This is a genomic window from Bacillota bacterium (assembly GCA_033549065.1).
Taxonomy (GTDB): domain Bacteria; phylum Bacillota; class Dethiobacteria; order DTU022; family DTU022; genus JAWSUE01.
On sequence record JAWSUE010000001.1, the window covers coordinates 23,898 to 49,763 of the forward strand.

Annotated in this window: 31 protein-coding genes; 13 read left to right on the plus strand and 18 right to left on the minus strand. The window is 42.5% G+C overall.

Translation table 11 applies throughout. The annotated features are described in order from the left end of the window. The 5 genes from SCJ97_00115 to dapB all read right to left on the minus strand — a co-directional run. A partial coding sequence (locus tag SCJ97_00115) for a hypothetical protein (protein MDW7738449.1) occupies positions 1 to 238 on the minus strand: 238 nt, incomplete at its 3' end. A 59-nt stretch (positions 239 to 297) separates the two neighbouring features. Beyond that, positions 298 to 1,560 (minus strand): diaminopimelate decarboxylase, encoded by a 1,263-nt coding sequence (locus tag SCJ97_00120; protein ID MDW7738450.1) that lies wholly within the window; start codon positions 1,558 to 1,560, stop codon positions 298 to 300. 28 nt (positions 1,561 to 1,588) lie between these two features. Continuing rightward, complete coding sequence (locus tag SCJ97_00125) at positions 1,589 to 2,818, minus strand: LL-diaminopimelate aminotransferase (protein MDW7738451.1); 1,230 nt, start codon at positions 2,816 to 2,818, stop codon at positions 1,589 to 1,591. Between the two features lie 3 nt (positions 2,819 to 2,821). Then, the gene (gene dapA / locus SCJ97_00130; protein ID MDW7738452.1) at positions 2,822 to 3,721 is read right to left on the minus strand and encodes a 4-hydroxy-tetrahydrodipicolinate synthase; all 900 of its coding nucleotides are present in this window, start codon (positions 3,719 to 3,721) and stop codon (positions 2,822 to 2,824) included. Next, the gene (dapB, locus tag SCJ97_00135) at positions 3,717 to 4,478 is read right to left on the minus strand and encodes a 4-hydroxy-tetrahydrodipicolinate reductase (GenBank protein ID MDW7738453.1); all 762 of its coding nucleotides are present in this window, start codon (positions 4,476 to 4,478) and stop codon (positions 3,717 to 3,719) included. The genes dapA and dapB overlap by 5 nt, the downstream gene beginning before the upstream one ends. Before the next feature lie 106 nt (positions 4,479 to 4,584). On the opposite strand from dapB, the gene SCJ97_00140 reads away from it, so the two are divergent. Both SCJ97_00140 and SCJ97_00145 read left to right on the plus strand, forming a co-directional pair. Beyond that, positions 4,585 to 5,271, plus strand: a complete 687-nt coding sequence (locus tag SCJ97_00140) for a DUF3786 domain-containing protein (GenBank protein MDW7738454.1) — start codon at positions 4,585 to 4,587, stop codon at positions 5,269 to 5,271. Between the two features lie 56 nt (positions 5,272 to 5,327). Continuing rightward, entirely contained in the window at positions 5,328 to 6,530 is a 1,203-nt protein-coding gene (locus tag SCJ97_00145; GenBank protein MDW7738455.1) for an MFS transporter, read from the plus strand. 114 nt (positions 6,531 to 6,644) lie between these two features. Here SCJ97_00145 and SCJ97_00150 read toward each other — a convergent pair whose 3' ends face one another. Next, complete coding sequence (locus tag SCJ97_00150; protein MDW7738456.1) at positions 6,645 to 7,043, minus strand: iron-sulfur cluster assembly scaffold protein; 399 nt, start codon at positions 7,041 to 7,043, stop codon at positions 6,645 to 6,647. Between the two features lie 160 nt (positions 7,044 to 7,203). On the opposite strand from SCJ97_00150, the gene SCJ97_00155 reads away from it, so the two are divergent. The 3 genes from SCJ97_00155 to SCJ97_00165 all read left to right on the plus strand — a co-directional run bounded on the left by SCJ97_00155 (position 7,204) and on the right by SCJ97_00165 (position 8,997). Beyond that, complete coding sequence (locus SCJ97_00155; protein MDW7738457.1) at positions 7,204 to 7,596, plus strand: class II SORL domain-containing protein; 393 nt, start codon at positions 7,204 to 7,206, stop codon at positions 7,594 to 7,596. A gap of 164 nt (positions 7,597 to 7,760) precedes the next feature. After that, positions 7,761 to 8,501, plus strand: coding sequence for a ZIP family metal transporter (locus tag SCJ97_00160; protein ID MDW7738458.1), 741 nt, complete (start codon positions 7,761 to 7,763; stop codon positions 8,499 to 8,501). 70 nt (positions 8,502 to 8,571) lie between these two features. Continuing rightward, positions 8,572 to 8,997, plus strand: a complete 426-nt coding sequence (locus SCJ97_00165) for a transcriptional repressor (protein MDW7738459.1) — start codon at positions 8,572 to 8,574, stop codon at positions 8,995 to 8,997. A gap of 16 nt (positions 8,998 to 9,013) precedes the next feature. Here the strand turns inward: SCJ97_00165 and SCJ97_00170 are convergent, their stop codons facing one another. Then, on the minus strand, positions 9,014 to 9,919 hold the full coding sequence (locus SCJ97_00170) for a DMT family transporter (GenBank protein MDW7738460.1): 906 nt from the start codon (positions 9,917 to 9,919) through the stop codon (positions 9,014 to 9,016). Between the two features lie 120 nt (positions 9,920 to 10,039). Between SCJ97_00170 and SCJ97_00175 the strand changes: the two genes are divergently transcribed. Next, positions 10,040 to 11,263, plus strand: a complete 1,224-nt coding sequence (locus SCJ97_00175) for a DNA methyltransferase (protein MDW7738461.1) — start codon at positions 10,040 to 10,042, stop codon at positions 11,261 to 11,263. Between the two features lie 22 nt (positions 11,264 to 11,285). On the opposite strand, the gene SCJ97_00180 is transcribed toward SCJ97_00175, so the two are convergent. Together SCJ97_00180 and SCJ97_00185 are read right to left on the minus strand one after the other, a co-directional pair. Then, complete coding sequence (locus tag SCJ97_00180) at positions 11,286 to 12,692, minus strand: MFS transporter (GenBank protein ID MDW7738462.1); 1,407 nt, start codon at positions 12,690 to 12,692, stop codon at positions 11,286 to 11,288. Positions 12,693 to 12,932: 240 nt separating this feature from the next. Further along, positions 12,933 to 13,490, minus strand: coding sequence for an RING finger protein (locus SCJ97_00185; protein ID MDW7738463.1), 558 nt, complete (start codon positions 13,488 to 13,490; stop codon positions 12,933 to 12,935). A gap of 125 nt (positions 13,491 to 13,615) precedes the next feature. Between SCJ97_00185 and SCJ97_00190 the strand changes: the two genes are divergently transcribed. Together SCJ97_00190 and SCJ97_00195 are read left to right on the plus strand one after the other, a co-directional pair. Then, entirely contained in the window at positions 13,616 to 14,026 is a 411-nt protein-coding gene (locus SCJ97_00190; protein MDW7738464.1) for a HutP family protein, read from the plus strand. A 104-nt stretch (positions 14,027 to 14,130) separates the two neighbouring features. Continuing rightward, complete coding sequence (locus SCJ97_00195) at positions 14,131 to 15,069, plus strand: DUF4349 domain-containing protein (GenBank protein ID MDW7738465.1); 939 nt, start codon at positions 14,131 to 14,133, stop codon at positions 15,067 to 15,069. Between the two features lie 91 nt (positions 15,070 to 15,160). Here the strand turns inward: SCJ97_00195 and SCJ97_00200 are convergent, their stop codons facing one another. Further along, positions 15,161 to 15,547: a MarR family transcriptional regulator gene (locus tag SCJ97_00200; GenBank protein ID MDW7738466.1), complete on the minus strand. Its 387-nt coding sequence runs from the start codon at positions 15,545 to 15,547 to the stop codon at positions 15,161 to 15,163. 255 nt (positions 15,548 to 15,802) lie between these two features. Here SCJ97_00200 and lnt point away from each other — a divergent pair, with 255 nt between their 5' ends. Further along, positions 15,803 to 17,326 (plus strand): apolipoprotein N-acyltransferase, encoded by a 1,524-nt coding sequence (gene lnt / locus SCJ97_00205; GenBank protein ID MDW7738467.1) that lies wholly within the window; start codon positions 15,803 to 15,805, stop codon positions 17,324 to 17,326. Here lnt and SCJ97_00210 read toward each other — a convergent pair whose 3' ends face one another. From SCJ97_00210 to SCJ97_00240, 7 genes are all read right to left on the minus strand, one after another. Beyond that, on the minus strand, positions 17,327 to 18,493 hold the full coding sequence (locus tag SCJ97_00210) for a coenzyme F420-0:L-glutamate ligase (protein ID MDW7738468.1): 1,167 nt from the start codon (positions 18,491 to 18,493) through the stop codon (positions 17,327 to 17,329). A 1-nt stretch (position 18,494) separates the two neighbouring features. Continuing rightward, positions 18,495 to 19,154: a molybdenum cofactor guanylyltransferase gene (locus SCJ97_00215; GenBank protein ID MDW7738469.1), complete on the minus strand. Its 660-nt coding sequence runs from the start codon at positions 19,152 to 19,154 to the stop codon at positions 18,495 to 18,497. A gap of 28 nt (positions 19,155 to 19,182) precedes the next feature. Next, positions 19,183 to 19,914, minus strand: a complete 732-nt coding sequence (gene tatC, locus SCJ97_00220; protein ID MDW7738470.1) for a twin-arginine translocase subunit TatC — start codon at positions 19,912 to 19,914, stop codon at positions 19,183 to 19,185. 83 nt (positions 19,915 to 19,997) lie between these two features. After that, positions 19,998 to 20,180 carry a twin-arginine translocase TatA/TatE family subunit gene (locus tag SCJ97_00225; protein MDW7738471.1) on the minus strand — a complete coding sequence of 61 codons (183 nt, stop codon included), beginning with the start codon at positions 20,178 to 20,180 and terminating at the stop codon, positions 19,998 to 20,000. 109 nt (positions 20,181 to 20,289) lie between these two features. Continuing rightward, positions 20,290 to 20,490 carry a twin-arginine translocase TatA/TatE family subunit gene (gene tatA / locus SCJ97_00230; protein ID MDW7738472.1) on the minus strand — a complete coding sequence of 67 codons (201 nt, stop codon included), beginning with the start codon at positions 20,488 to 20,490 and terminating at the stop codon, positions 20,290 to 20,292. Between the two features lie 94 nt (positions 20,491 to 20,584). Beyond that, the gene (locus SCJ97_00235; protein ID MDW7738473.1) at positions 20,585 to 21,568 is read right to left on the minus strand and encodes a phosphatase PAP2 family protein; all 984 of its coding nucleotides are present in this window, start codon (positions 21,566 to 21,568) and stop codon (positions 20,585 to 20,587) included. Between the two features lie 42 nt (positions 21,569 to 21,610). Further along, positions 21,611 to 21,838, minus strand: coding sequence for a DUF2007 domain-containing protein (locus tag SCJ97_00240; GenBank protein MDW7738474.1), 228 nt, complete (start codon positions 21,836 to 21,838; stop codon positions 21,611 to 21,613). Positions 21,839 to 21,992: 154 nt separating this feature from the next. Here SCJ97_00240 and queG point away from each other — a divergent pair, with 154 nt between their 5' ends. Continuing rightward, the gene (gene queG, locus SCJ97_00245; protein ID MDW7738475.1) at positions 21,993 to 23,126 is read left to right on the plus strand and encodes a tRNA epoxyqueuosine(34) reductase QueG; all 1,134 of its coding nucleotides are present in this window, start codon (positions 21,993 to 21,995) and stop codon (positions 23,124 to 23,126) included. 32 nt (positions 23,127 to 23,158) lie between these two features. Here the strand turns inward: queG and SCJ97_00250 are convergent, their stop codons facing one another. Beyond that, positions 23,159 to 23,581: a hypothetical protein gene (locus tag SCJ97_00250; GenBank protein ID MDW7738476.1), complete on the minus strand. Its 423-nt coding sequence runs from the start codon at positions 23,579 to 23,581 to the stop codon at positions 23,159 to 23,161. Between the two features lie 120 nt (positions 23,582 to 23,701). On the opposite strand from SCJ97_00250, the gene SCJ97_00255 reads away from it, so the two are divergent. The 3 genes from SCJ97_00255 (at position 23,702) to SCJ97_00265 (ending at position 25,866) form a co-directional block, all read left to right on the plus strand. Beyond that, a complete protein-coding gene (locus tag SCJ97_00255; protein ID MDW7738477.1) occupies positions 23,702 to 24,820 on the plus strand; it encodes a site-2 protease family protein in 1,119 nt (372 codons plus the stop codon). Positions 24,821 to 24,967: 147 nt separating this feature from the next. Further along, positions 24,968 to 25,408, plus strand: a complete 441-nt coding sequence (locus SCJ97_00260) for a nucleoside recognition domain-containing protein (protein MDW7738478.1) — start codon at positions 24,968 to 24,970, stop codon at positions 25,406 to 25,408. An 8-nt stretch (positions 25,409 to 25,416) separates the two neighbouring features. Next, complete coding sequence (locus tag SCJ97_00265; GenBank protein ID MDW7738479.1) at positions 25,417 to 25,866, plus strand: nucleoside recognition protein; 450 nt, start codon at positions 25,417 to 25,419, stop codon at positions 25,864 to 25,866.

The window sequence follows — 25,866 nt, forward strand, 5'->3', positions numbered from 1 at the left end:
ACGGATTATCTCTAAAGCTTGGCAGGGCTTGATAAATTATAAATGCAATTAGAGCAAGGTAAATCAAACCCCATATTGAAAACGTCAGGGCTGCCGGTGTTAGTAGAACCGGATATATAAGAGATAGATCTTGCTGGGTCAGATTATTAAAGGGCAATAGATTTGAAAGAAAGTTGAACAAAAGAACAAGTATGAGGGCTCCGATATTGATGTAAGCCCTAATATCACTGCGGATCATTTTGAACCGACTCCTCTCTGATTTGAGATCAGCTTATAAATATTAGTTCTGAACAACTACTAAATCACAACTGGAGAATCATCGAATCGCATTGTTGCCAAATAATCATCAATGGTTTCAGCACGACGGATCAACTGTATTGAACCATCTTCACGCAGTAAAAGTTCTGCTGATCTGAGTTTACCATTATAATTATATCCCATCGAGTAACCATGTGCACCTGTATCATGGATCACTACAAGGTCACCGGCATTAATCTCTGGCAAGGGGCGGTTAATAGCAAATTTATCTGCATTTTCACAAAGTGATCCGGTGACATCATAAATATGATCAACCGGCAATTCTTCTTTACCCGGAACAGTAATATGATGATATGCTCCGTATATACCGGGACGCATAAGGTTTGCCATGCAAGAATCAAGACCTACATAATCTTTATACTTCCTGGCTACCTGGCGCACTCTGCTTACAAGGTAACCATAGGGACCGGTAACAATTCTCCCACATTCAAAAGCTATATTTAACGGGTGCAGATTCCCGGGAACAATCACATTTTCATACAATGTTTGCATCGCTCCAGATATCCGGTTAAGGTTTACAGCCACTTCTTCAGGGTGATAAGGTATGCCAATTCCTCCACCCATATTAATTATTTCAATGTTAATTCCTGTACTCTTTTTAATCCTGACCGCCAATTCAAATAACATCCTCGCCGTTTCAATGAAGTAATCTTCGGAGAGTTCGTTGGATGCAACCATGGTATGCAGCCCAAAACGTTTAACTCCATTTTCTTTTGCCAAACGAAATGCATCAATAATTTGATCACGGGTAACCCCATATTTGGCTTCCTGGGGGAGACCAATCAAAACATTACCTGTTCGGGCATCTCCCGGATTAAATCGAAATGACAGCAACTCCGGTATCCCTGCACTTTTCTCCAAAATATCAAGATGGATTATATCATCGAGGTTTATTACCGCTCCCAGACGGGCAGCTTCAACAAATTCTTCCGGAGGAGTATCATTGGACGTGAACATAATTTCTTCACCAGAAAAACCGACTTTGTCCGCCAGAACCAACTCTGTCATGGAACTGCAGTCAACACCCATGCCTTCTCCACGTAAAATATTTAAAATTGTGGGGTTGGGGCAGGCTTTAACCGCAAAGTAGTTTCGGAAGTTTTGTGCCCAGGAAAAGTCTTTGTAAAACCTTCGGGCATTTTCCCTTATAGACTTCTCATCATAGAGGTGGAAGGGTGTCGGGTATTTTAACGCAATTTCTTCCAGTTCATCTTTTGTAAGGGGAATTTTTTTTTCAGCCATCAAAACCGCCTCCGGTAATATTATCTGATTAGAGAAGTAGATTCTTTTCCATACTTAAAACTGCTTCCTGAATATCTTTCCGGTGACCAAAAGCACTGAGCCGGAAATAGCCTTCGCCTGATGGTCCAAAACCTGAACCGGGAGTACCGACTACATGCGCTTCATTTAATAATTTATCAAAAAACTCCCAGGAGGTAAGGCCATTTGGAGTTTTCACCCATAAATATGGAGCATTTTCCCCTCCATAAACAGTAAGGCTGAGAGCCTGTAGCCCTTCGCGAATCAGCCGTGCGTTTTTCATATAGTAGGCAATCAGCTGGCGACATTCCTTGAACCCCTGATCGGAGAGTACAGCCAGGCCTCCATATTGTGCAATATTCGATGCCCCGTTAAAAAAAGTAGTTTGTCTGCGAAGCCACATCTGGTGTATTTCTTCTGGTTCGCTGTTTTCAGACAAAAGGGCTTTTGGAACTATCGACCATCCCAATCTGACTCCGGTAAATCCTGCAGACTTAGAAAAACTGTTTATCTCAATTGCACAAACTTCTGCTCCTTCAATTTCATAGATCGAGCGGGGCAAAACAGGATCAGAAATGAATTCAGAATAGGAAGCATCAAATATAATTATTGCCCTTTTACTCAATGCATAATCGACGAATTTTTTCAACTGAGCGTGAGTCGCAGCTGTGCCGGTGGGGTTATTGGGGCTGCATAAATAGATCAAGTCTGTTTTTACGGCAGGAGGTTCAGGGAAAAACCCATTTTCCCTGTTGCAGACCATATAAATAAAACCACTGTAATTTCTATTTTTTCCATCGTAGTTACCGGAGCGACCGAATATAACGTTGGAATCGACATAAACTGGATAGGCAGGATCTTGAACCGCGATTACACTATCTTCACTGAACAGTGATTGAATATTCCCCGCATCAGGCTTGGCACCATCGCTGATAAATATATCATCGGGGTCAATATTTATTCCTCGTGATACATAAAAATCGGCCAGTTTTTGACGAAGTTCTTCTTCGCCCTGCTCATCACCGTAACCGGAATAGGTTTCAACGTGGGCAAGACGCTCCACTCCAGAGTGCAACCCTTTTATGACAGTGGGAGTGAGCGGCTCAGTGGTATTGCCAATGCCCAAACGGTGTACCCTGATGCCTGGGTTTTCCTGTTGAAATTGGCTTACCCTTCGGGCAATTTCAGGAAACAGGTAGCTGCTGCCAAGTTTTCTGTAATGCTCATTAATTTTTGCCATAACTTATTTAGCCTCCGCAATGTCAAGATCTGACATTGCCTCCCTGATTACTTCGTAATTTTCCTTGATATCCAGGGAACACATGGGCAGGCGGAAAGACTCCTGGCACCAACCTTTCATTGACATGGCTGTCTTTATAGGGATCGGGTTTGTCTCCACAAAACAGGCTTTGAAAAAAGGCATCAACCGGCTTTCCAACTCCCGTGCCCGATGGAAATCGCCGGAAAGTGCACTGTGAACCATCGTTTTCATTTGGCGGGGTATCAAGTTCGCAGCGACAGAGACCACCCCGTTGCCACCGGCTTCAATAAGATCTACAGTCATATTATCATCTCCACAGAGAACCACAAACTCATCATGCCGCAGGTTAATCAGATTCTTCATCTGAATCAGGCTGCCTGATGCTTCTTTTACCCCGACAATGTTTTTATGTTCATTCATCAGCCTGAACAGCGTATCATTTTCCAGATTAACTCCGGTACGACTCTCGATATTATAAAGTATACAGGGAATGGAAACCGCTTCGGCAATAGCTTTAAAATGAAGATATAACCCTTTTTGAGTCGGTTTTACATAGTAAGGGTTAACAAGTAAAACTGCATCGACTCCGGACTGTTCAGCATGCTGCGAAAGCTGGATCGCTTCACTTGTGGCATTACTGCCTGTACCGGCAATCACCGGCACTCTTCCGGCAGCATATTCAACAGTCAACGCAACCACCCGATCGTGTTCATCATGAGTAAGGGTAGAGCTCTCACCGGTTGTTCCACAGGGAACCAATCCATCTATACCCGACTCTATCTGATATTCCACCAAACGTTTAAATGCTCCAATATCTACAGCTCCCGTCGAGGTAAAAGGGGTAACGAGTGCTGTAAAAACACCCCTGTAAATATTCCTAATCGTCTCCACCTCCAATTAGTGATTGAATCATATCCTCCAGATTATAAAAGCCTTTTCGATCTTTAATCCATTCAGCGGCCATCAGTGCGCCAACAACAAAACCGCTTCGGCTGCGAGCGGAGTGTTCGATTATTAGTGAATCTTCTTCACTGTCGAAAATCACCCGGTGGGTACCGGGTATTTCGCCACCCCTGGTTGAAGAAATATGCAGCTCTGTTTCTTTGATTGCACCTGAAGGCGTTCGATCAAGAATAGACTCTTTTCTATCCAGAGTGGATAGCAGAATATCGCCAAGCATACCTGCAGTTCCGGAAGGACTGTCGGCTTTGTGACGATGGTGGTATTCATGGACCATTACATCATATTGGGAAAACCGGTTCATAATCATTCCGGCCTTTTTAACAAGACTAAAAAAAATGTTAACTCCCAAAGAAAAATTTCCTGACCAGATCAAGCCGATCCCGCTTTTTCCCACTATTTCTGCAACCTCTGCCATATCGGAATACCACCCTGTGGTGCCGATAACTGCCGGGACCTTCAGTTGACCGTAGAGCCTGATATTATTCTTGACAGCCTCCGGAATAGTAAAATCTATTATAACATCAAGGGGAAGAGAATCAAGGGAAAATTCATCAGCAGTTACGGCTTCATGCTTGCTGAAAGGGTCGATAACAGCACCAACTTCATGTCCACAGGCAATAGCTTTGTTTCTGATCAACTCTCCCATCCGTCCAAATCCGGCTATACCAATTCTCATAATATACAACACCTTCCCAAGTATTATCAGACCAATCTTCAAAGAAGAACTTGGTACCTTATATTGACTCGCTTTCAATATTGCCTGTATAATTGCCGCAGTATAAATGTTAGCAGGTGATCGAATAATTATGATCGATGAAAATAATAATAAGTTTATTCTTGATAATACTATAAATAAGGAAAAAAGGCGAAAGGCACTTCATGCAAGATGCGATGAGTATCGAAAAAGAATTCTCACGAGAGACCCACAAGAGATAGCACAGTTCTCTGCAATAAGAATTGAAAGGGATGAGAATAACAAACTTTTTTTCTTCGGCGAACATTATTCCGAATCTTATAAAATAAGCTGGCCTGAACTAAAAGTATTCAAGCAGGATTGCCTCCCGGTTGAACTTGATAAAGAGGCTCTCTGGTTGCACTACATTGATCGTGCAGACGGAACACCTCTAACCGGCAGGTGGGTAAATTTAACTGAAATTGGCGGTCTTTTTTACCAGCAGGCTTTTCAGGGTTATGCTGGTGACGAGTTATCAGCCGAGTGGGAAGATAACACAGAAGGCTTGAAGCAGAGATGCATTGAGGCAGGTGGATGGCCTATCAGTTACCATGGAGATTTAACATTTGAATGGCGGGTTTTACCCCGTGTCCCATTATGTCTATGTTATCGTCTACCCAGAGATAGTGACCAGGCCTGGGCAACAATTTTATTTGATGCTTCGGCAAGTCATTATATCGCTGCTGATGTGGCAGCAATTGTTGGCAAAGAACTGGTTGAACGTTTAAAGCCCTAGTAAGCTTATCTTTTGAAGATGAAATTAATGAAGACAAGGTGGAAAAATAAGTGTTAATGCAAATAAACGAAGATAAATATCCACCCTATACAAACAGCCGGGGCAACTGGATTCTTTTTTTCGGCTCTGTGTATTTCTTTATTGCAAATCTATTTGCCTCTATAGCTGTTTTACCAGGCTACAGCCTGGCAATAGGCAGCACTGCATTTCAGGCTGGTCTTCAGAATACAGTTTTTGGACTTGCAGCCATAATTTTACGCTTATTGCTCGGCCCGGTCATGGACCGGCAGGGACCAAAACCGTTGATGCTGATAGGCGTAATCACCTTTACCACTGGTCCGCTATTGCTGATGCTGCATGATTCATATTTTATGCTGCTTGCCGTAAGGATCTATCAATCATTCGGGCTTGCAGTATTCCTGCCCGGAATTTCTACATTACTGGCAGATATGGCCCCTATGAAAAAAATTGGCCTATACCTGGGGATGACAAGAATTTTTTTCAATATAGGCCTCCTTACAGGTGCATCAGCTGCTCTGACTATTATTGAACGCTACAGTTACAACCATTGGTTTTTTGTCAGCGCACTTACCTCAGCAATATCGCTTGTACTGCTGGCAGTTTTAAAAGTACCGGGTGTAAAGATTCATGTAAACAATATTTCCGGCATCTGGAACAGGACCAGAGAGGTTCTTCAAAATAAACAAATATACCCTATCATCGGGGGGATAGCCCTCTTTTCTATTAATTATAGCGCCGTTATATCTTTTTCCGCGGTTTATATTGATGAAAATATTGTAAACGGCACTGCCGCCCGTTTTTTTATAATCCTCGGTTTTACGGGAATTATATCCTGCCTTCTTACCGGAATTCTAACTGACCGTTTCGGGAGACAAAAAGTTGTATGGCCCATGTTGGTGCTGGTTGGCCTCGGTACCGGAAGCCTCTATCTAATAGCTTACAATTCGATATTTGCTATCGTGGCAGCACTTTTACTCGGAATAGGCATTCAGGGTAGTTCACTTTCCTTTACTGCCTGGCTTATTAAGATCAGCAACCCTGAATTAAGAGCGACAACAATCAGCCTCCAGGAAAATACAATCGATACCTTTTTTGCTCTCGGTCCGGTCATTTTCGGATTGGCCGCACAGGGTCCCGGTCTGGACAGTGCTTTCCTGGCAGCCGGGATTCTTACATTGTTAGCCATATTGCCCCTACGAAAGAGCAGCAGGGCGATAACTGTTAAAGATTATTCGTAATCAAATGGAGGCAGTCTTCACAAAGATCCTGGTCCCTGTATCGGTAAATTTCATCTTCAGCAAGTTCTATATTACAGCGTACACATTTAGCAACCATATTTTCAAATCTTTCTTCTAATAAGCTTTTTTATATCTAAACTCAAATGAATTTCTGTTCTGCAGGTAATAGAGGATTGCCTGTTTGAGAGCGGCTTTGCCCAGGTTTGAACAGTGTACTTTTTCCTCCGGCAAACCGCCCAGAGCTTCCAGGATTTCATTTTCCGTGATCGCCAAAGCCTCATTAATTGTTTTACCCATAGCAATTTCAGTTAAAACACTGGTTGTCGCAATCGAAGCTGGACAACCACAAGCTTCAAAATTTACCCGAATAAGCCTGTCGTCTTTAACTACTATAAAAATTCTGATGTAATCGCCACAATCAGGATCTCCAACTGTTCCCACTCCGTCTGGCTCGGAAATCGGACCGGCATTCCTGGGGTTTTTAAAGTGATCTATTAGCTGTGACGTATACATTGACTCACCCTATCGTATACAAATATTCTTTTTGAATTATACCACTATCAGCTATTAATAATTAATATGATTTGTGGCAATAGTCAAACCGTATAAAAAGGATGTTGCTTAATTCCGGCGAATATATTATCACTATAAGATTACAGGGAGGTTGAATAGAATGAGTGTAATAGGTGACCATGTCCAGTCAGCTGACTGGAAAGCTGAAAAACATGTGCCGGTAATTGAACTCAAAGGAAAGGCCAAAAAAGGTGAAGCATTTGATGTAACACTGAGTGTTGGTGCTGAAATCCCCCATCCCCATACTACCGAGCACCATATTCGCTACATCAAACTATTTTTTAAGCCAGATGGTGAAAAATTTATTATTCAGCTCGGCACGTACCTTTTTGAAGCACATGCCGAATCGGTTGAGGGTGCAAACGCCGGTAGCGCCAAGTGTGAACCGAAAGTTACTACATCCATAACACTTGAGAAATCCGGTGAACTGTTAGCATTAAGTTATTGCAACATACACGGCTTATGGGATAATTCTCAAAAAGTTGAACTATGAGTTAGTTTTACTTCAACTCTATTTCTTCAAGAGAAGCCGGAGAAAAGCCAATGCCTTTTCTTCGGCTTGCTTGCTTCAAATAACCAAAGATAATCGGGCCTCATTGACAGCATATTGTCCGATTGTTACTATAGATCAGCAGTTACTCTAAAGTGGGTGACCAGATGAATTGGTTTGATATTACTCTATCCGGCATGCTGGCCGGGGTAATCGGGACCGGGGCCGGCGGTTTATTTTCAATCTTTATCAGAAAACCTACTCCAAGATTTACGGGAACCATTCTGGCATTTGCTGCCGGAGTGATGCTGTCAATAGTATTTCTGGAGTTAATCGTAGAATCTATTGATTACAGCAGTGTCGGAGCAGCTTTAATTGGCTTATTTCTCGGAATGTTTATTTTTTATATACTGGATCATTACCTGCCACATCAGCATACTGTAACAACTGAAAAAGCTCATCTAGGAGGATATCTCAAGAAGGGAACCCTCCTGGCTCTGGGTATCGGATTACATAATTTCCCTGAAGGTCTGGCAATCGGAACAGGATTTATCGGTTCAACTGAATTAGGTACTACGCTGGCCATACTGATCGGATTACATAATATTCCTGAAGGAATGGCCGTAGCTGCCCCTCTAAAACAAGGTGGATACAGTTACCTAAAAGTGCTTGGCATAACTGCTCTTTCCGGAGCACCGATGGGCATAGGAGCTTTGATCGGTGCCTTGATCGGAAGTATATCTGTTTCCGTGCTCGGGATTTCCCTCGGGTTTGCTGCCGGAGCGATGTTTTATATTGTTTGTGATGAGTTAATCCCTGACGCCTATGAAAGCGCAGGCGCACACCTTTCTATATTTGGTATTTTTACCGGCACAATTCTCGGCATATTGTTTACTGAATGGTTTTAAATTCCTTGACTGAAGCTTTTATTAAAAGTATTATGAGGGTTAAAAGAACATCAAGAATCGGGATTAGAATATGAGCTCATTCAGGTATAGAAGAAGCAGGCAAAGAGATTGTATGTTACAGCTGATGAAGAGCACCAGTGCCCATCCAACTGCAATCTGGATCTATGACCGGTTAAAAGAAGATATTGAAAACCTGAGTATCGGGACTGTCTATAGGAATTTAAAGGTTCTACTGGATCAAAATATGATCAAACGTATTGAATCCGGAAGAAACTACGATTGTTATGACGCCGATACTTCACCCCACTACCATTTTCTCTGCAGCGGCTGTGACGCAATTTACGATCTGGATCTGGACCATATCAGTGAGCTTGATAACGAGGCGGCTGAAAAAACTGGCTTCATAGTTAAAGAGCACCAGATCAGGTTTTACGATTTATGCAAAGCCTGTCAATTATCAGATGAACAAGTAATCGAACAAGTAAACATTGAATAAAGTTACTTCTTTTTGTTCATCTATCTTTGACTGTCCTGCTTACCATGAGAACACCGATAATAACCAAAACTCCCCCGCCAATTTGAATTAGATTTATTGCCTCCCCTAATACAAATGCGGCGCTAACAACGCCGATGACAGGAGCCAGATTGGTATAAGCTCCCGCTTCTGATGCATCAACATGCTTTAAGCCATAGTTCCAAAAGAGAAATGCAAAACCGGATGCAAAAAGCCCCAGGTACAAGATAACAGCCCAACTGGACAGGCTGATTTGTGCATAATCCATAATACTCATTTCTATGATCAAGACAGGAAGCAGAAATACCAGGCCAAAAAACATACTTGCTGCAACAAGAACCTGCTGAGGTATCTTTTTAAGAAGAGGTTTACTCTTCACCGTATAGAAAGCCCAGGCAGCTGCACTCAGCAGAACCAGAATATTACCAAGCAAAGGGTTTGTTCCCCCATGATCATTTCCAGTTATAAGAACGATCATAACTACCCCCAAAACCGACAGTAGCACACCCAGGCTGCGCAGCCATGTAAACCGCTCACCCAGTAAATAAACTGAAAATAAAAGAGTAAATACCGGTATACTTCCCTGAATTAAACCCGTATTGGCTGCACTGGTATAATATAAACCAATATTCTGCAGAGAATAAAAGAGAGTGACCCCCATAAAGCCGATTAAGGCTATTGGTATCAGCGGTAAAGACCTGATGTGACGGTACCGGATTAATGCCGGAAAAAGCACTAAAAAAGCCACAGAAAAACGGAAAAAGGCCAGTAATACTGGCCCGATATCTGTGTAAGCTAATTTCCCGGCTACAAAAGAAGTCCCCCAGATTAATACTGCAGCTAGAAGCGCTGCTTTTGGCGCTATACTTTGGGCTCTGTTTTTTATTTCAACCGGTATCTTCAAAGTAACTTCTCTCCCGGAACATGTAATATGTTATAAGCAGATGCCAGATATACTATCATAAGCTCCGGAAATTGAAAACCACATTGTATCTTCTTTTGTTATAATATTACGAGTAAAGGAGTGGCTGCCTTGCCAGATATCAATACCATCCTCAGCAAGCTGGAAAAAATCAGTCCCCGGGAAGAGCAAGCTCAACACTATGGCGGACAAGAAATACACTACTTTGTTAATGAATTTTGGACTTCGCGCCAGCGTCAGTCATCTTCAATACATGAAATATCTTACCGAGCCTGCTTTAAACCACAGCTGCCCCGTTTTTTTATTGAATTGCTCTCCGGGGCAGGTGACCTGATCTATGACCCGTTTGCCGGAAGGGGGACAACCATTATCGAGGCTGCCCTGATGGGCCGCAGAATAATTGCCAATGATATCAATCCTTTAAGTAAAATACTATCCGAACCAAGGTTGCGAATACCTTCACTGCAGGATGTAAGCCTGCGCTTAAAAAACATTTCCAACAAAAATAACATAACTAACGATTTTGATCTATCCATGTTCTATCATCCCAAAACCGAAGAAGAGATCCTCAGTTTGAGATATTACCTTCATGAAAAAAACAAGCTGGATAAAGAAGATGAAATTGATCGCTGGATAAGAATGGTCGCGACAAACCGGTTAACAGGTCATTCAAAAGGATTTTTTTCAGTTTATACGATGCCGCCTAATCAGGCAGTGTCGATTGCCCAACAAAAAAAGATAAATCTGAGGTTAAACCAGATACCGGAGTATAGAAATGTAAACGAAATAATATTGAAAAAAACTATCCAACTGCTCAGGACCCTAAAAGAAGAAGATATTGCAGCCCTGAGGAAAGCTTCAAGAAGCGCTCTTTTCCTTGAAGAAGACGCTTCAAAAACAGATGATATTGTTTCAGCAAGCGTTAACCTGACGGTAACCTCACCCCCATTCTTAAATATTGTCCAATACTCTAAAGATAACTGGCTTCGCTGCTGGTTTAACCATATCGATCCTGCTGCTCTGGTGCAGAATATGACCATGGCTGCAACTCTTGATGAGTGGAGCAAGAAAATGGAATCGGTGTTTGAAGAGTTATTTAGAATTACCAAAGATCAGGGTTGGGTTGCTTTTGAAGTTGGAGAGGTGCGGGGTGGAAAAATAAAACTTGAAGAAACTATCATTCCACTTGGTATAAATAGAGGCTTTACCTGCGCAGGAGTGATCATTAACAGGCAGCAATTTACAAAAACATCAAACATCTGGGGCATAAAAAACAACCGGGCTGGAACAAACAGCAACCGGATAGTCCTCTTTCAAAAAAAATAATTTAATAACAGCCTTTCAGGTTTTACGTCAATTCATCAGGATCAACGATTTCTTCTTCAAGAATATTCATTATTTCTTTTTCCGGATATCTGCTGAAAAACAGGTAGCTGCAAGCTGATGATACTGCTATGGCAAGCATACTCAACCGGACACCAAGCGGATGAGCAATATCTTTTCCGTATGCCGAAAGTAAAAATGCGAAAACCACGCCTGCCAGTGCAATGGTCAGCTTCAAGGGTATAGCCCGTGCTCCAAAGAACATAGCTTCCCGGCTTTCTCCTGTTTTACGATAATCAGCCCGGGCAAGATCGGCAATAGTCGGGTTGATCAAAATTGAAAGTACAGCCAGTGGAAACCCGGCAAGAGCAAACATAAAAAGGCTTAAATAATAATTAACTCCCTGCATGTTAAAACTTAATAAAAAAAGGCTAAATCCACAAACACTCAAGCAAAAAACTCCAAAGGTTATTATCCTTTTTTTGCCGTACTTCTTGGCGGATATATTAACCAGGGGGAAGCAGATTAATGCTCCGCCGGTAGCCAATCCGGCAAGAATTACCATAAAACCCTGATCTTTTTGGAAAAGAACAACGGCGTAATAAATAAGCCCCAGGGTTACTGTATTCATGGCAAACTGTAAAAAAACTTCACCGGTCAGAAAGGTGCGAAAAGGTTTTACAGAAAATGTCCTCCTCAATGACAACCACGCTCCGATATTCGGAGTTTCAGCCGATTGGCTGTGTTTTGCCTCACTGAATCCTAAAGTTGCGAGGTATAAAAACAGTAGGGCCAAAAGAGAAAATCCTGAAACCGTATACCGGTAAGCCGACCGCAGATCTATCCCTGTTGTCTGCATATGATTAACAATCCATGGGAAAATGACCGTAATCAGTAGAATACCGATTAAACCAAAAAATGCTATCATCGTCGACAGGTTAATTCGCAGTGAATTATTATGACCCAGTTCAGGAAGGAGAGCTAAAAAGGGATTAACATAGATGGTAAAAGCAACATAAAACGCGGCCATCACCAATCCCAACCAGAGGCCGTTTACTATTGACTCATAGCCACCACGGGGAGGAAGAAATACAAGTACAGCAGAAAGCGTTAGAGGAAGTCCTCCGGCAAGCAAAAAAATCTTTCTTCGCCCCAACCGGGAACGGCTATTATCGCTTAAAGATGCAACAACCGGATCGGCCAGTCCATCAAGGATACGGCCAGCCAGAAGAGTTGTCCCTAAAACCGTGATAATCCCCCAGTAAGTACGATCGGGAATAAGATTTTGAAGAGCATATTCTTTTGGCGGCAGATAATAAAAAGGCATGTAAAGTAAGATCATGCGCTCGAGCATGGTGAAACCTGCGCTGCCGGAGGCGTAAATCAATTGGCGAAAGAATGGCAGGGGTTCTGCCTTACCTGGTGCTTTCATTAGATCACCCAATTATATAGTCCGATTGCAATTTGGTTAATCATTTGTTCAAGATACAGCTGAATAACATGATAAAAAAAGAACAGGGTATTCACCCTGCACAAAAAATATAATAGGAGGTTAGGTTTAAACGTATTCAGAAACGTCCTGAAACTTAAAATGTTATTCAACGTTGAAACCTATACTCCTGCATAAATAGCAAAATATTTCATAAAAAAATAAGAATACTATTATTAAGACTCATCGACGCTGCATCGTTTTTTTGTCAGGTGGCGTGTTGTCACGGTTTATCGCGACCGCCAGTCGACTTGAGTCATACATTACCCATAGGTATACGGCAATTAGCCCCAGGCCGCGAGTAAAATACCAGGCAGCAACCGCGATCAAAAACCAGATAAGCCCCTTTGTGAAGAGTCCGAGGTACATATAACCGGCACCAGGAAAAATCAGATTAAGCAGTCCGGCAAGGATAGGATCCTTGCGGATAGGTTGTTCAAAATTGTAAATTTTTTTTGGCTGTTTTGTGATCAATGAATCCTTTTCACCGAGCGAAATACGACAGAAAGGACACCTGACAGCGAAATCAAAAATTTCTTCCCCACACCCGGGACATTTTACATAGTTAAGCGCACAATTTTCATCTACAAGCTCCGGATTTCCCGGGCATCCATAAGTAGTACAACCACCCGTTTTTTCCCAACAACGGGCGTGATAATTACGCAGGCACAAACGACAGCGGATAGATAAATCCTTCGGTTTAAACTCCTCGCCGCAGATACTGCAAAAATTCTCTTTCATCAAACTTACCTCCATTATAAATAATTATAACACAAGCAAACTGACCCACAGGCTGATCAACAAATTAAACTTGCCCTTTATCAGAGGAAGAAGGATAATTAATCAAGGAGATAAAAAAGGGGTTGATTATATTGGAAAGCAGAGACGTGGCTCAAGCTGCAATAAGCATAGCGATGACGATAAGCAGGGAATCGGAAGCTGATTTAAAGCAAAAACATTTAGCCGAAGGAATCCAGTCCCTGGCTGTAGATTATGGGGGAGAGTTTTTAAGTTCCCTCCAAAAAGTTGTCGAAAGAGCTGTTGTTGCTTCAAAACGTGAAGGGATTATTGATGATTCGAGCCATTCCGACGGTGCAGTTGCAGGAGCTACCCGTGAAGCGCTGGTTCAGATCATGCCCAAAGCACTGGGATTAAATGTAGGAGGAAAGGTTGGAATCGCCCGGGGTGGTACTCACATTGCAGTGGCCATTTTCTTCGGCATAGGCCTTCTGCATCGAAATGATGTAGCCATCGGGCTGGGTCACCGCGTAGTTTAGAAAAAATGGAAATGTTGCCTGTCCGTTTTAAATAACCAGCATATACTTCCAGGGGAACCGAAAAACTTACCTGTTTGTCAGATGGGTAAAAGGGGGTAACAGTAATGAATAAGAAGAGAATCTTTTTAAAGATCGCAGTGGCTCTGTTAACAGTTTTGTTGGGATTGATTATTACATCCTGTGGAGCTGTAAATTATCTTGACCGTGGAGACTCTTCTGCAGGCCAGGCTTACGACACAGTATATCTCGAAGAGTATGGGATGTCAGTGCCTGCAGCAGAAGCACCGGAGTTTGAAGTAAGAAGGCCTGATGGGGGAGTCGGCGACAGTTCTCTGCGGTATGTTATACGTAACGGCTCAATCGATCTTGCTGTTCGGAATACCAGGGATACAATCCAGACTATCCGGGGTATCGTGAGTGAGGTTGATGGAATTATCAGCAATTCTTATGTATATGAAATCAGGGAGGGGCAATATGGAGCAAACCTGACTCTTCGTATACCTGCCCAAACCTTCGATGCCGTTATGCCACAGATAGAAAACCTGGGAAGAGCTACCAATGTTCAAACCGGCCAGGAAGATGTGACAATGCACTATATAGACCTGGAATCACGGTTAAAAAATCAGATAGCTCAGGAAGAACGCCTGGTCGAGATACTCGAGATGGCTGAGACAGTTGAAGAGGTTCTGGAAGTTGAGCGTGAGCTGTTCAGGGTCAGAGGAGAAATAGAATCAATGACCGCCCAGTTTACCTACCTGCAAGACCAGGTAACATACGCAACCATTAACGTTAATCTGAGAGAAGAAGCAATCCCAACTGAGAATATTTCCCCGGGAGCTTTTGAAAATTTCGGCAGACGTATTTCGCAGGCATTTATCAGCAGCATTAATTTCATTCTTCATAGTATTTCATCCATCATAATCGCTGTTATAACTATATTGCCAATCCTTATCCTTTTAGGCTTAGTAGTGCTTTTAATTGTCCTTCTGATTCGGAAACTGTCCAAACGTAAGCCAGATGTACCGGATAGAACTGAAGAGTAAAGCTTCCAATATATCTCATCCGGGCTGGAGTAATAAAAAACAGGGGGTGCCTTCGAACATCCCCTGTAATTTATTAATTATTACACCCGGATTACTTTGTGATATCTTCTTCCAGTATATCTTCACGTTCAAATAATTTGATTGCCTTCTTCAGCAATATCAACAACTGCTTCCGTTCATCTTCCGGAACTTTGGAGAGATAAAGTGCAAGCAGCAGGTTTCGTTGTTCTTCCACTTCGTTTAAAACTTTTAAACCCTTGGGAGTAATTGAAATCCATACCTGCCGGCGATCTTTTTCCTGACGCTCCCTGTTTACCAGACCCATTTTGAATAGCCTGTTTATTAACGCTGTAACCGCGCTTAAAGTTACTCCAAGCATGTGAGCCAAAAATGAAGTATTACAAGGATTTTTGCGAAGAGCCCGCAGAACGATAAACTGTGTATCGGTGATCTCGTCAACAGTGTAGCGATTATGCAAAACCCGCACCCTATATATTAACCGGCTGAACACCAGATCAAGCTCTTTTATATATTCAATGAGACCGTCGCTGCTGATTAGAGATCTCCTCCTGCCAGATTATTTCATATAATCAATAGTTAATCATGTTAAATATTGCGGTTATTTATTTATACCATTAAGACCAGACCGGGTCAAGAATCAGGAGATAGATAATAAGCCGTTTTCATGATTTCGACCCTGTGGTAAAGTATCAATAAGGAGGATACCGGAATCATGGCATCAAAGGATAACACCCACACATATATATACCTAAACCTGCTGCTTCCTCTCTTTTCGGGCGCTATTCTGATATTTGCCTTCCCGCCCTTCGAGCAGGGTTATTTAAGCTGGTTTGTCCTGGCTCCATTGATTTTTTCAATTCTCTTATCCAGGCCCGGACAAGCATTCCTGGCAGGAATTATATTCGCTATACCAATAAATCTATATCTGAATCTGTACCTGAGCCACGTATTATTTCCTTATCTGCCTTTTACTCTGGCCCTTGCAGCAATGTTTCTCCTTGTTCTCTATATCAGCTTATTCAGCGGCCTGTTCGCTTATCTTTCCAACATGATGACAAAGCATGTCAGGCCGCTGTTTGCCGTCTATGCTATACCGGCTATTTGGGTCATTGTAGAGTACCTGCGTTCAATTGGATTTTTAGCTTACAATGTAGGATATCTTGGCTATTCTCAATGGAATTATCCTTACATGCTTAACCTTGCTTCGACCTACGGATATTGGGGATTGCCTTTTACAATCGTCTCTTTTCAAACAATCATTATCTTTCTTGCTCTGGGCAAATTAGAAAAAAAAGATTTTGTCCTTGCTCTGGCAGTCCTGCTTCTGTTTATCGGATGCGGTTTCCTGATACCCTCCATTCAAGCAATAGACGATGAATTACCCTCCATACGAACAGCCTTGATCCAGGGTAATAGTTCACCAGACGAGATTATATCACTGGGTAAGGAAAGAATAAGAGAGCATTACCTTGAGATGACCAGGGAAGCCCTGGAAGAAGATCCCGGGGTTAAACTTGTAGTCTGGCCGGAAACAGTAGTAGATCTTGATTTTCGAAGGAACAAAACCCATCAACCTGAAATGCTTCAAGTAGCAGAAGAACTCGGAATAGCTATTTTGTATGGTGCAAGAGTTGTAGAAGGGGATAACCTTTACAACTCTATACTATTGCTCCGAGATAATCAGTTGGAGATACCAGTATATAATAAACAAAGGCTAGTGCCCTTTGTCGAGTATTTTCCCTTTGAAGAGATTCTAAACAACATCCTAAACCTGCAGCTGCTTCTGGGCCGGTATACAGCAGGAGAGGAAATAGTCATCTTTGAAATAAATGACTCGCCACTGGCCGGGGTCATCTGTTTCGAATCATACTTTGGAGATCATTCGCGTCTTTTTTCTTTTTCCGGAGGCAGGCACCTCTTTGTATTAACCAACGATGCCTGGTTTGGCAGATCAATAGGCCTAGAATTGCACGCCCAGGCGGCGGCTATACGGGCAGCAGAAATGGGGATTGGAGTAACCCAGGTCGCCAACAGCGGCATTACGATATCTTATGATCATAAGGGGAATGAACTTTTCCGCTCAGGGAAAGATCAGGCAGGCGTATTTATTACAGACATTGAATTTACCAGGCGCCCGACTGTATACTCCCGATATGGCGACTATTTCCCATTAATACTCTTTTTCTATCTGCTTACCGGCCTCTTGTACAACTTGCATCAGAAATTGAAAAAATAGCTATTTTAAAAAACCCTTGATAACGACAACAGGTGTTCCCGCATCTGCTGAACCGCTCACCAGATCAGCCAGGCTTGCCAGAACATCTTCCATTCTCCTGGGCGTTGTGCCTTCTTTCTCAAGGCTGTCCTCAGGTAGTTTGCGGCCTATATTGCTGCTTAGAATGCTCTCTATCTCGTCGGCAGATCTCTGTTCTTCATGGTAACAATGATCTGCCAGGTATTTATATTTTAAACCTTCCCTGAAACAATCAAGTCCATCGGTTGCAGCAAAGGCTGCTTTAGGATCGGCAAGTTCATAAATTCCACTGCTTGGATCAAGATAAGCGCCGTCCCCGTAGATCATAACCTCAACTTCAAGATCCATCTTTTCTTTAATCAGCGTTTGGAGCTTGTTAACAATTTTTCGGCCATCACGAGGTGCCAGTTTTAGGCGTTCTCCTGCGGACATATTGCTGCCGAGCAAGCCCCATTCCGAACAGGCCTCTCCTTCGTTGCATACCTGGTCCAATGTAATGCAGTTTTCAAACCAGTCGGTTATTGTTTTCAGAGTCTTGTTTCTGCTGTGTATATCGGCAGCAATAATGCCGTGTGGTTCAAATTCAAGAGCATAAAGTGGATCATTAGAAAGGATAACTGAAGCTTTCGCTCCTTCCTCTTCGATGATTTGTCGATACAGGTTTATATAATCAACCCCCGTTACAGGATGTTTGAATATTTTAGTTCCAAAATCTTCATGATGGAAGTGTTCTTTCTCAAAACTGCTAAGATATTCGGCTGAAATTATCTGGTTACCTACTTCATCCGCGGGATATGAAAACTGAACAATTACTTCTCCCCGGCTAACCGCTCTGGCAATCCCTTTAAGGATCATCGAGAACCGGTTTCGACTGGCGATAGGATAAACTACAGCTATCCTGCTGTCATCCGAGAGCTGCAATACCTCTCTTATTTCCCGGGCAATATCATCTATGGTTATATAGTTATTCTGAGCCCGGGCTACAACAGATTCAGTGATGCAAATTACATCTCCATTTTCAAGAAGTCCATCTTTATAACAACTTATTAGCCGTTCATACACTTTTTCTACAATATCCATTCCCGGAAGTATAACCCCCATTTTCAGTCCGAACGCCATGGGGCCCAAGTAATCAGGCAGTGTACTCATATTACTCTCCTCCACCTTCCAAAATATCTGTTTTGGTATTCTCAGGCGATATAATATCCAGCGCTTGTTCGTAATCTTTCATGGTATTAATGTTGATGAATGATTCCTGGCCGGGGTCGAACCTGGATATCTCTTCCAGCTCAATAAACCTTATATTCAGCCGGGCATAAAAATCGATTATTTTAAAATGCTCAGCCTTAATCTGTTCTTCAATCAATTTAATACATTTTTGGCTGTAAAAAGAATGGAGTGGCTGGAAATAGAATCCTACCCGGGGAACAACAGCGTCATAAGCAGCAGCGAAACCAGCCATATAGTTAATCAGATCGAGGTTAAGAAATGGCATATCGCAGGCTGCTACAAATTGATATGGCAAATCTGAAGCGCTCAAACCGGCATGAATTCCCCGGAGAGGACTTTTATGACGATTTTTTATCAAATCGCCGGTTAATCTTACCGGAAGCCTTTGATATAACTCAGGGCGATCAGTAACTACCGTTATTTCATTAAAAGTAGTCTTTAACCGCCTAATCATCATATCAATAAGAGTTTGGCCGCCAAAATCAAGCAGGGCTTTAGGACGACCAAGACGTTTACTGTCTCCACCGGCAAGAATAATCGCCCCCTTCCGCCGGGAGTCTTGATTAGCTAACCTTTTCAAACCAACACCTCAATAGTTAATTATTAAATCACCGGGCGAGCATTTTCTTACGTTTCCGTTCGCTTATTAAAACCATAATAATTCCCAGTTCATATAATGCAATCAACGGCAGAACCATGGCTACCTGGGATATAATATCCGGTGGAGTTATGATCGCTGATACAATAAGCATGATCAATAAGGCTATTTTACGATGGCGCCTCAGAAAACCAGTCGTTAATAATCCGAGTTTGCCCAATGCCCATGTTAAAAGTGGCAGCTGGAATACAGCCCCGAATGCCAGGTGAAAGGAGAATATGAATGAAATGTATTCACTTATTGTAAATCGCGGTTCCAGCTGTTCTGCAGCGAATTGCAAAAAAAACTTCAACGCATAGGGGAATACAATAAAGTAGGCAAAGAGTACACCACTACCAAACAACAAGATTATACCAAATAACGTGCTGATAAAGAATATTTTCTCTCCCCTGGTCAGACCAGGAAAGATAAAAGCGGCTGCTTCATAGAGTATTACCGGTAATGCAAAAATCAAGCCGCTAACCAGGGCTAATCTTAGGTTCGACATGAAGGCTTCAGGCGGTGAAAGAAAAATCAGCTGCAAATCTTCGAGATGATAGGTTATGAAACCCCTGACCAACTCTATCCTGGCAAAACAGATTATGGCAGCAACAAGCAAAGCGCCTGCTGAAATTAACAGGCGCAGGCGTAACTCTGCAATATGCTCAAGAACGGGCATCGTGCCATCTTTACTCTTAGCCACTCTGGCTGAATACCTCCCGGCATTCCGAGCCTGCCCGAGCAACCCCTGGTATACCAGGCTTATATCCGAACAAGCTGATAACCTTATTTTTTAGAATCAGGGGTTGCTGAGTCGTCAGATCCGGAGTTACTCTTCAATCCTTCTTTCAGCTCTACCACACTTTTCCCGATCGCTTTAGCCAGCTCGGGAAGCTTGGTTGAACCAAATATCAAAAGGATTACCGCCAGTATTGCGACGATCTCCCACGGTCCAATTTTACCGAACATCGTATGTCCTCCTCGGCAAAAAATATATTATGTTTACTACTTATACATTGTAGCATACATTCATAAACAAGGTAAACTAAACAATCTAGTACTAAATTATCTGATGAAGCTAGAGCGGCTCGTCTTTGTCGTTATCCTCGAGGCTGATCGTATCTTTTAACTCACGCGTCGCTTTTCTAAATTCCCTCAAACCATTGCCGATGGAACGTCCCAATTCAGGAAGTTTAGCCGGGCCAAATACAATCAGGGCGACTGCCAGGATCAACAGGATCTCCCAGATACCAATTTTCCCACCGATCAAACCTCTCACCTCCTCATTTTACTGCTGCATCTTTTAAAGTAAGAGCCGAATATTATTATAGCCGATTCTTAAAAGAAAAACGATACTACCATGAAATATTATTTTACTCTTTGGAGGCCAGCCGAAGATAAATGAATAGCACCGGCGCTCCCAGGGTAGCCCATAACCCTCCCAACGCATAGCGTATAAAGCCCATCCAAAGCACAGATGAAGGTAAAACGCTGCTTAAACCAATAATTATGCCGAACAGAACTGCCAGGCCTACCAAAACTTTTAATATCTGGGCCGGTAAAGGAGCTTTCACCCCTGCACGAATTTTTGATCTTTCAACCACATAGCCGAATGATATACCGGCAAGATAACCCATTACCTTTGGAGGATCAGCACCCGGTAAAACAACGGCTAAAAGGAGCGGAATAGCAATTGATATTCCGAGCAAGAGAGGAAAGGAAGTTTTTTCAAACCATCCTTTTTCGTAAATGAAAGCGCTAATCCAGAGAAATACAATAAGAAAAAATATACCGAAAAGCAACCCTCCCAGTATATCTCCAAGAAAATGATACCCCAGGATCATTCTTGAAAAACCGATCAGAACTACGGCTGCAAAAGCCCAGATCCAAAATCCACTTTTTTTCAGCCTTGCGGCCAGGTAACACCAGACTGTTACTGCCGTCAGAGTATGCCCGCTGGGAAATGCATAGCTCCCTTCAGGGTGGACAACCCCTTCAATCGGAGGGCGTTGAAGCATTGTTATGTCTTTAATGAAATTACTGAATGTTCCCGATGTAAGCAGAACAAATGCACCCCAAAAACCAAATGTTTTACTTATACACCACAACAAAACACTGAAGAAAACCATGAAAAATTCATCATCACCTAAAAAAGTGAAGAAGCGAAAAATAAGGTCAACCGTACCGTTACGCCACTGTTGAAGAGATTCAATCATTTCTACACTTCGGGTAAGCGACCAGGAAAATATCAGCAGCGCACCTGAAATGATCATTACTCCAATCAAAAAGAGCATCCAAAATGATTCCCGATGCGGATCCTCTGAAAAAAATGGTTTCTTTACCGGTGGTAGTTCCATTCTATAACCTCCAGAATTATTTGTAATTTATTACAATAAACTTTATTCTTCATTCAGGTTATTAAGCATTTCTTTCGCTTCGTTGAAAAATTTTTCAGGGACCAGAATCTGAACCTCAAATGCAAGCCCACCGATTACTCTCATCGCACCCGTATAAGGGCTGCTGTCTGCTTTCCTGCCTGGTATACCATTTTCATTGAGGAGTCCACAGATTATATCAGCCTCCAGATCATTTTCTACTTCGGTGAGAATTACCCAGTTTTCATCCATAATTTACAATCTCCCTGGCTATTATCATGCTCAGTTAGATAATTCTTTTTATATGCCTATTACTCCTGCCCTGAGAGTTTACTGAATGGAGTTTATATTTGACTCTCTGCATGTAGGCGATTATGATCAGGGTTAGAAGGAGGCTTGCATTAATTTGCGTCTTTCAAACAGAATACTTAAAGAACTGGCCGCATCGGCCGGAATTTATAGTATAGGCGTTACTTCAGCAGATCCTTTATACCATCTGGAAAGTCGTTTAAAACGTCGGATCCTTGAAAATCGCATAACGGCTTTCGAAGAGAGTGATCCTGCCCTTAGAATAAACCCTGCGCATTTACTTCCCGGTTGTAAAAGTATTATCACCATAGTTATACCTTATTATTCGCCCTTGCAAACACAGGTTGCTTTCCCCGGCCCACGGGGCAGCGTTGCTGCATGTGCCAGGGGACTCGACTACCATCGTGTTGTAGAAGGAATAGCCGAAAAGTTAACCAGGCTTGTAGAAAAAGAATCAGCCGGTTTTGGCAGCTTTAGAATTCTTACCGACAGAAGCCCCCTGGTTGAACGGGAACTGGCAAGAATATCCGGGCTGGGGATTATTGGTGAGAACTGCACACTGATTAATCCATGTTTCGGATCGTATGTTGTTTTAGGTACCATACTCACCGATTTTGAAATCGAAGAGGATACCCCTTGTGACAGCAATTGCCTGGGTTGTGGAGGATGCAGGGGAGTTTGCCCGACAGGAGCTTTAATCGAGCCTTACATCCTAGATCCTTTTCGCTGCCTTTCTTACTTAACCCAGGCTTCCGGGATATTCCCAAGACAGTTCAGACATCTTCTCGGAAACAGGATTTACGGTTGTGATAGCTGCCAGGAGGTATGCCCCCACAACGCCGACAGCGCTTATACAACTTACCCTGAGCTGCTTTTCCATTTCTTTCCAAAAGAACCAATGTTGCTTTCCCTGCTGCGTATAACTAACAGTGAATTCAATCAAACGATCGCCATGACTTCGGCAGGATGGAGGGGGAAAACAACGATACAACGCAATGCTGTTATCGCTATCGGCAACAGCAAGGATATAGATGCTGTAAAACCTCTGACACAAATTCTAGAAAACGATCCACGCTACCTGATCAGGCTTCATGTTGCCTGGTCCCTTGGTTCAATTGGAGGGGAAAAAGCGAAATTTGCACTGAATAAATCTCTCTGTAATGACCCAACTCCAGAAGTAAGGGTTGAAGCAAGATATGCCCTGGACCATTGGAACAGTTCAATAAAATAAAAGCAGCATTAGAACGTTTCTAACATAAACAATTATTTTTTCCTGAGTCCTGAAGTTATTGTAAGTACTGCAATAGCCATCACAACCAGTCCACCGATTGCTGCCGGCAGCGCTATACGAAGGAACCGGCCATCCTGCATAGCCCATCGCTGTCCGCTGTTAATAAATCCGTGCTCCAGTAGAACAGGTAAGCTCAGGCTAATTAAAACTAATGACATAATAACCGGGAGCCACTTAATGCGGCCGATTTCATTAGGTTCCGAGAATCCGAAAAATGCTGAAAACATTTCTGAAAACAGGCCGCTGCGCAGATCGATAATAGTGATGGCAAGAAAAATGAGTCCCATCATAAACAGTGCAAGATGACTCATCCCATAATAAGTAAGTACAAGCAAAAGTGCCAACAAAACTGCCAAATCAACTGCAACAAATAATGCTATCCTGCGGGGAGACATAAATGTTTAAGTCACCTTCTCTCAATTTGCAATTCCAATAGCAGGAATCAGGATCAGTTAAGCTAATTATCAATATTATACTAAAAATAAAATAATTAGTATCAAAGGAGTTATTATCTCATGAACAGCTCTTTTCGGTTAATGACACTTAAGGGTATCCCGGTTGAGATCCATGTTAGCTGGTTGCTGGTTTTCTTTCTATTCAGCATCACCCTGGCCCAGGGATATTTCCCAGGCATCGTCGAGGGATTAAGCAACGAGGCATACTGGATAGCAGGTATAATCACCACCCTTGTCGTTTTTATATCGGTCCTCACTCACGAGTTCGGACACTCATTGGTAGCTATCAGGGAAGGGATCCCGATAAAAAAAATTGTTCTCTTTATTTTCGGTGGGGTAGCCCAAATGGAATCGGAACCGGATAGCCCGGTTACAGAATTTAAAGTAACCGCAGCCGGCCCTTTGACAAGTCTTCTAATCGCCCTGGTTACCGGAGCAATCTACTATCTCATTCTGCCGGGCGGTAACATTGTCAGTGAATCAATCTTTTTTGTTGCCCGTCTGAATTTAATTATGGCCATTTTTAATCTAATTCCTGCATTCCCGCTGGATGGAGGCAGATTATTTCGTTCAGCTATATGGTATTTTGGAAAAAATATGCTAAGGGCAACCCGTGTAGCTGTCGGTTTTGGCAGTGTGCTCTCTTTTATTGCCATGGCTATAGGCTTTGTTATTATTTTTTTCCAGGGTAATCTCTTCGGACTTTGGCTGATATTTATTGGTTGGATGATCTATCAAGCCGGGCAGTCCAGCTATTCACAGCTCGTTTTCAAAGAAACTTTTGCCGGCATGAAGGTGTCGGAATTGATGAGTACCGACCTGCAAACAATTTCTCCAGATGCATCACTTGAAGAGCTGGCAGAGCATTTTCTCCATTATAAATTTGGTGCATTTCCCGTAGTATACGGGTCCACAACACATGGTATAGTAACCCTGCAGAACATGAAAGATATTCCCCGTGAAAAATGGCCTGATACAACAGTCTCAAGCATTTTAACCTCGTTGAAAGATACACTTGTTCTAAAACCTGAAAGCGATGCTGCGGAGGTAATGATCAAAATGGCTGCCAACAATGTGGGGCGGGCCCTGGTAATGAAAGATGGCGAGCTTCTGGGGTTGCTCAGTCGTACCGATATGATGCGATTCATTCAAATGCACATGATACTCAGCGGTGAATAACCAATCCGTCAACCGCCTGAACTGAAAATTCAAGGATCACTTCCATTTCATCTTGCGAAACATGATCCTTTTGGTTAAAATGAACTACCAGCTGTAAACTCCTTACATCTGCTGTTCCTCCAATCTACCAAAGAAGGTGATACTAATTTGACTCAACTGGCTGAACCGATATTAAAAGGTCTCAAGAAAAGCGGAAAACTTCTGCTGTTACTGATAAAAATTATTATCCCCGTTTCCTGCCTTGTAGCAATTCTCGATTTTTATGGAGTTATCGCAATAGTTGCCGGCTTTTTTACTCCGGCTATGGCACTATTCGGTCTGCCAGGAGAAGCAACAATAGTCTTGCTGTTGGGTATTTTCGTCAATTTATTTGCAGCACTGGGCGTGCTGACTACCATGACGCTTAACCCTCAACAAATTACTGTTCTGGCTGTTATGATCGGAATCTGTCATGAACTGCCGGTTGAAACTGTTATCTGCAGCTACACCGGGTTAAAAATACCCACATCTTCTGTTTTACGGCTCCTGACAGCTCTTGGTGCAGGACTGATCCTCAATATTGTTTACAGTCTCACTTCCGGAGGGTAACCACAAACATGGAAATCATTATGTTACTTTACGATACAATTCTCAAAACCCTGATAAGTATAGGACGTATTGCCCTCCTGCTCATACCGATTTTAGTCAGTATAGAAGTTGCCCGGTATTACAAAATTATCGAAAAAATAACCGGTATTGTTAAAGGACCGCTGAAATTTTTAACCTTACCCCAGGAAGCTGCGTTACCTCTACTGGGAGGGATGTTATTTGGAATTGTCCTCGGCTCGGCACTGATTATTGATTATTCCAGAGAAGGATACCTTAAGAAGAGGGATTTATTATTAATTGGCATTTTCCTCTGTATATCTCATTCTGTGGTTGAAGATACTTTTATCTTTGCTGTTTTTGGAGCCAACCCTCTTGTTATACTGGGAACCAGAACTATCCTGGCCATTACAGTGACCAGGATAGCCGCATCATTGATTGATTACTTCAGGTTTCGATAA

Bases quoted from the DNA above. Each gene is read 5' to 3' on its own strand.
- SCJ97_00185 (MDW7738463.1), bottom strand. From the start codon at position 13,490: ATGAAAGAGAATTTTTGCAGTATCTGCGGCGAGGAGTTTAAACCGAAG.
- SCJ97_00150 (MDW7738456.1), bottom strand. From the start codon at position 7,043: ATGTATACGTCACAGCTAATAGATCACTTTAAAAACCCCAGGAATGCC.
- SCJ97_00210 (MDW7738468.1), bottom strand. From the start codon at position 18,493: ATGAGTACACTGCCTGATTACTTGGGCCCCATGGCGTTCGGACTGAAA.
- SCJ97_00155 (MDW7738457.1), top strand. From the start codon at position 7,204: ATGAGTGTAATAGGTGACCATGTCCAGTCAGCTGACTGGAAAGCTGAA.
- dapB (MDW7738453.1), bottom strand. From the start codon at position 4,478: ATGAGAATTGGTATAGCCGGATTTGGACGGATGGGAGAGTTGATCAGA.
- SCJ97_00255 (MDW7738477.1), top strand. From the start codon at position 23,702: ATGAACAGCTCTTTTCGGTTAATGACACTTAAGGGTATCCCGGTTGAG.
- SCJ97_00225 (MDW7738471.1), bottom strand. From the start codon at position 20,180: ATGTTCGGTAAAATTGGACCGTGGGAGATCGTCGCAATACTGGCGGTA.
- SCJ97_00250 (MDW7738476.1), bottom strand. From the start codon at position 23,581: ATGTCTCCCCGCAGGATAGCATTATTTGTTGCAGTTGATTTGGCAGTT.
- SCJ97_00120 (MDW7738450.1), bottom strand. From the start codon at position 1,560: ATGGCTGAAAAAAAAATTCCCCTTACAAAAGATGAACTGGAAGAAATT.
- SCJ97_00165 (MDW7738459.1), top strand. From the start codon at position 8,572: ATGAGCTCATTCAGGTATAGAAGAAGCAGGCAAAGAGATTGTATGTTA.
- SCJ97_00180 (MDW7738462.1), bottom strand. From the start codon at position 12,692: ATGAAAGCACCAGGTAAGGCAGAACCCCTGCCATTCTTTCGCCAATTG.
- SCJ97_00125 (MDW7738451.1), bottom strand. From the start codon at position 2,818: ATGGCAAAAATTAATGAGCATTACAGAAAACTTGGCAGCAGCTACCTG.
- SCJ97_00235 (MDW7738473.1), bottom strand. From the start codon at position 21,568: ATGGAACTACCACCGGTAAAGAAACCATTTTTTTCAGAGGATCCGCAT.
- SCJ97_00265 (MDW7738479.1), top strand. From the start codon at position 25,417: ATGGAAATCATTATGTTACTTTACGATACAATTCTCAAAACCCTGATA.
- SCJ97_00140 (MDW7738454.1), top strand. From the start codon at position 4,585: ATGTTAGCAGGTGATCGAATAATTATGATCGATGAAAATAATAATAAG.
- SCJ97_00240 (MDW7738474.1), bottom strand. From the start codon at position 21,838: ATGGATGAAAACTGGGTAATTCTCACCGAAGTAGAAAATGATCTGGAG.
- SCJ97_00195 (MDW7738465.1), top strand. From the start codon at position 14,131: ATGAATAAGAAGAGAATCTTTTTAAAGATCGCAGTGGCTCTGTTAACA.
- lnt (MDW7738467.1), top strand. From the start codon at position 15,803: ATGGCATCAAAGGATAACACCCACACATATATATACCTAAACCTGCTG.
- SCJ97_00145 (MDW7738455.1), top strand. From the start codon at position 5,328: ATGCAAATAAACGAAGATAAATATCCACCCTATACAAACAGCCGGGGC.
- SCJ97_00160 (MDW7738458.1), top strand. From the start codon at position 7,761: ATGAATTGGTTTGATATTACTCTATCCGGCATGCTGGCCGGGGTAATC.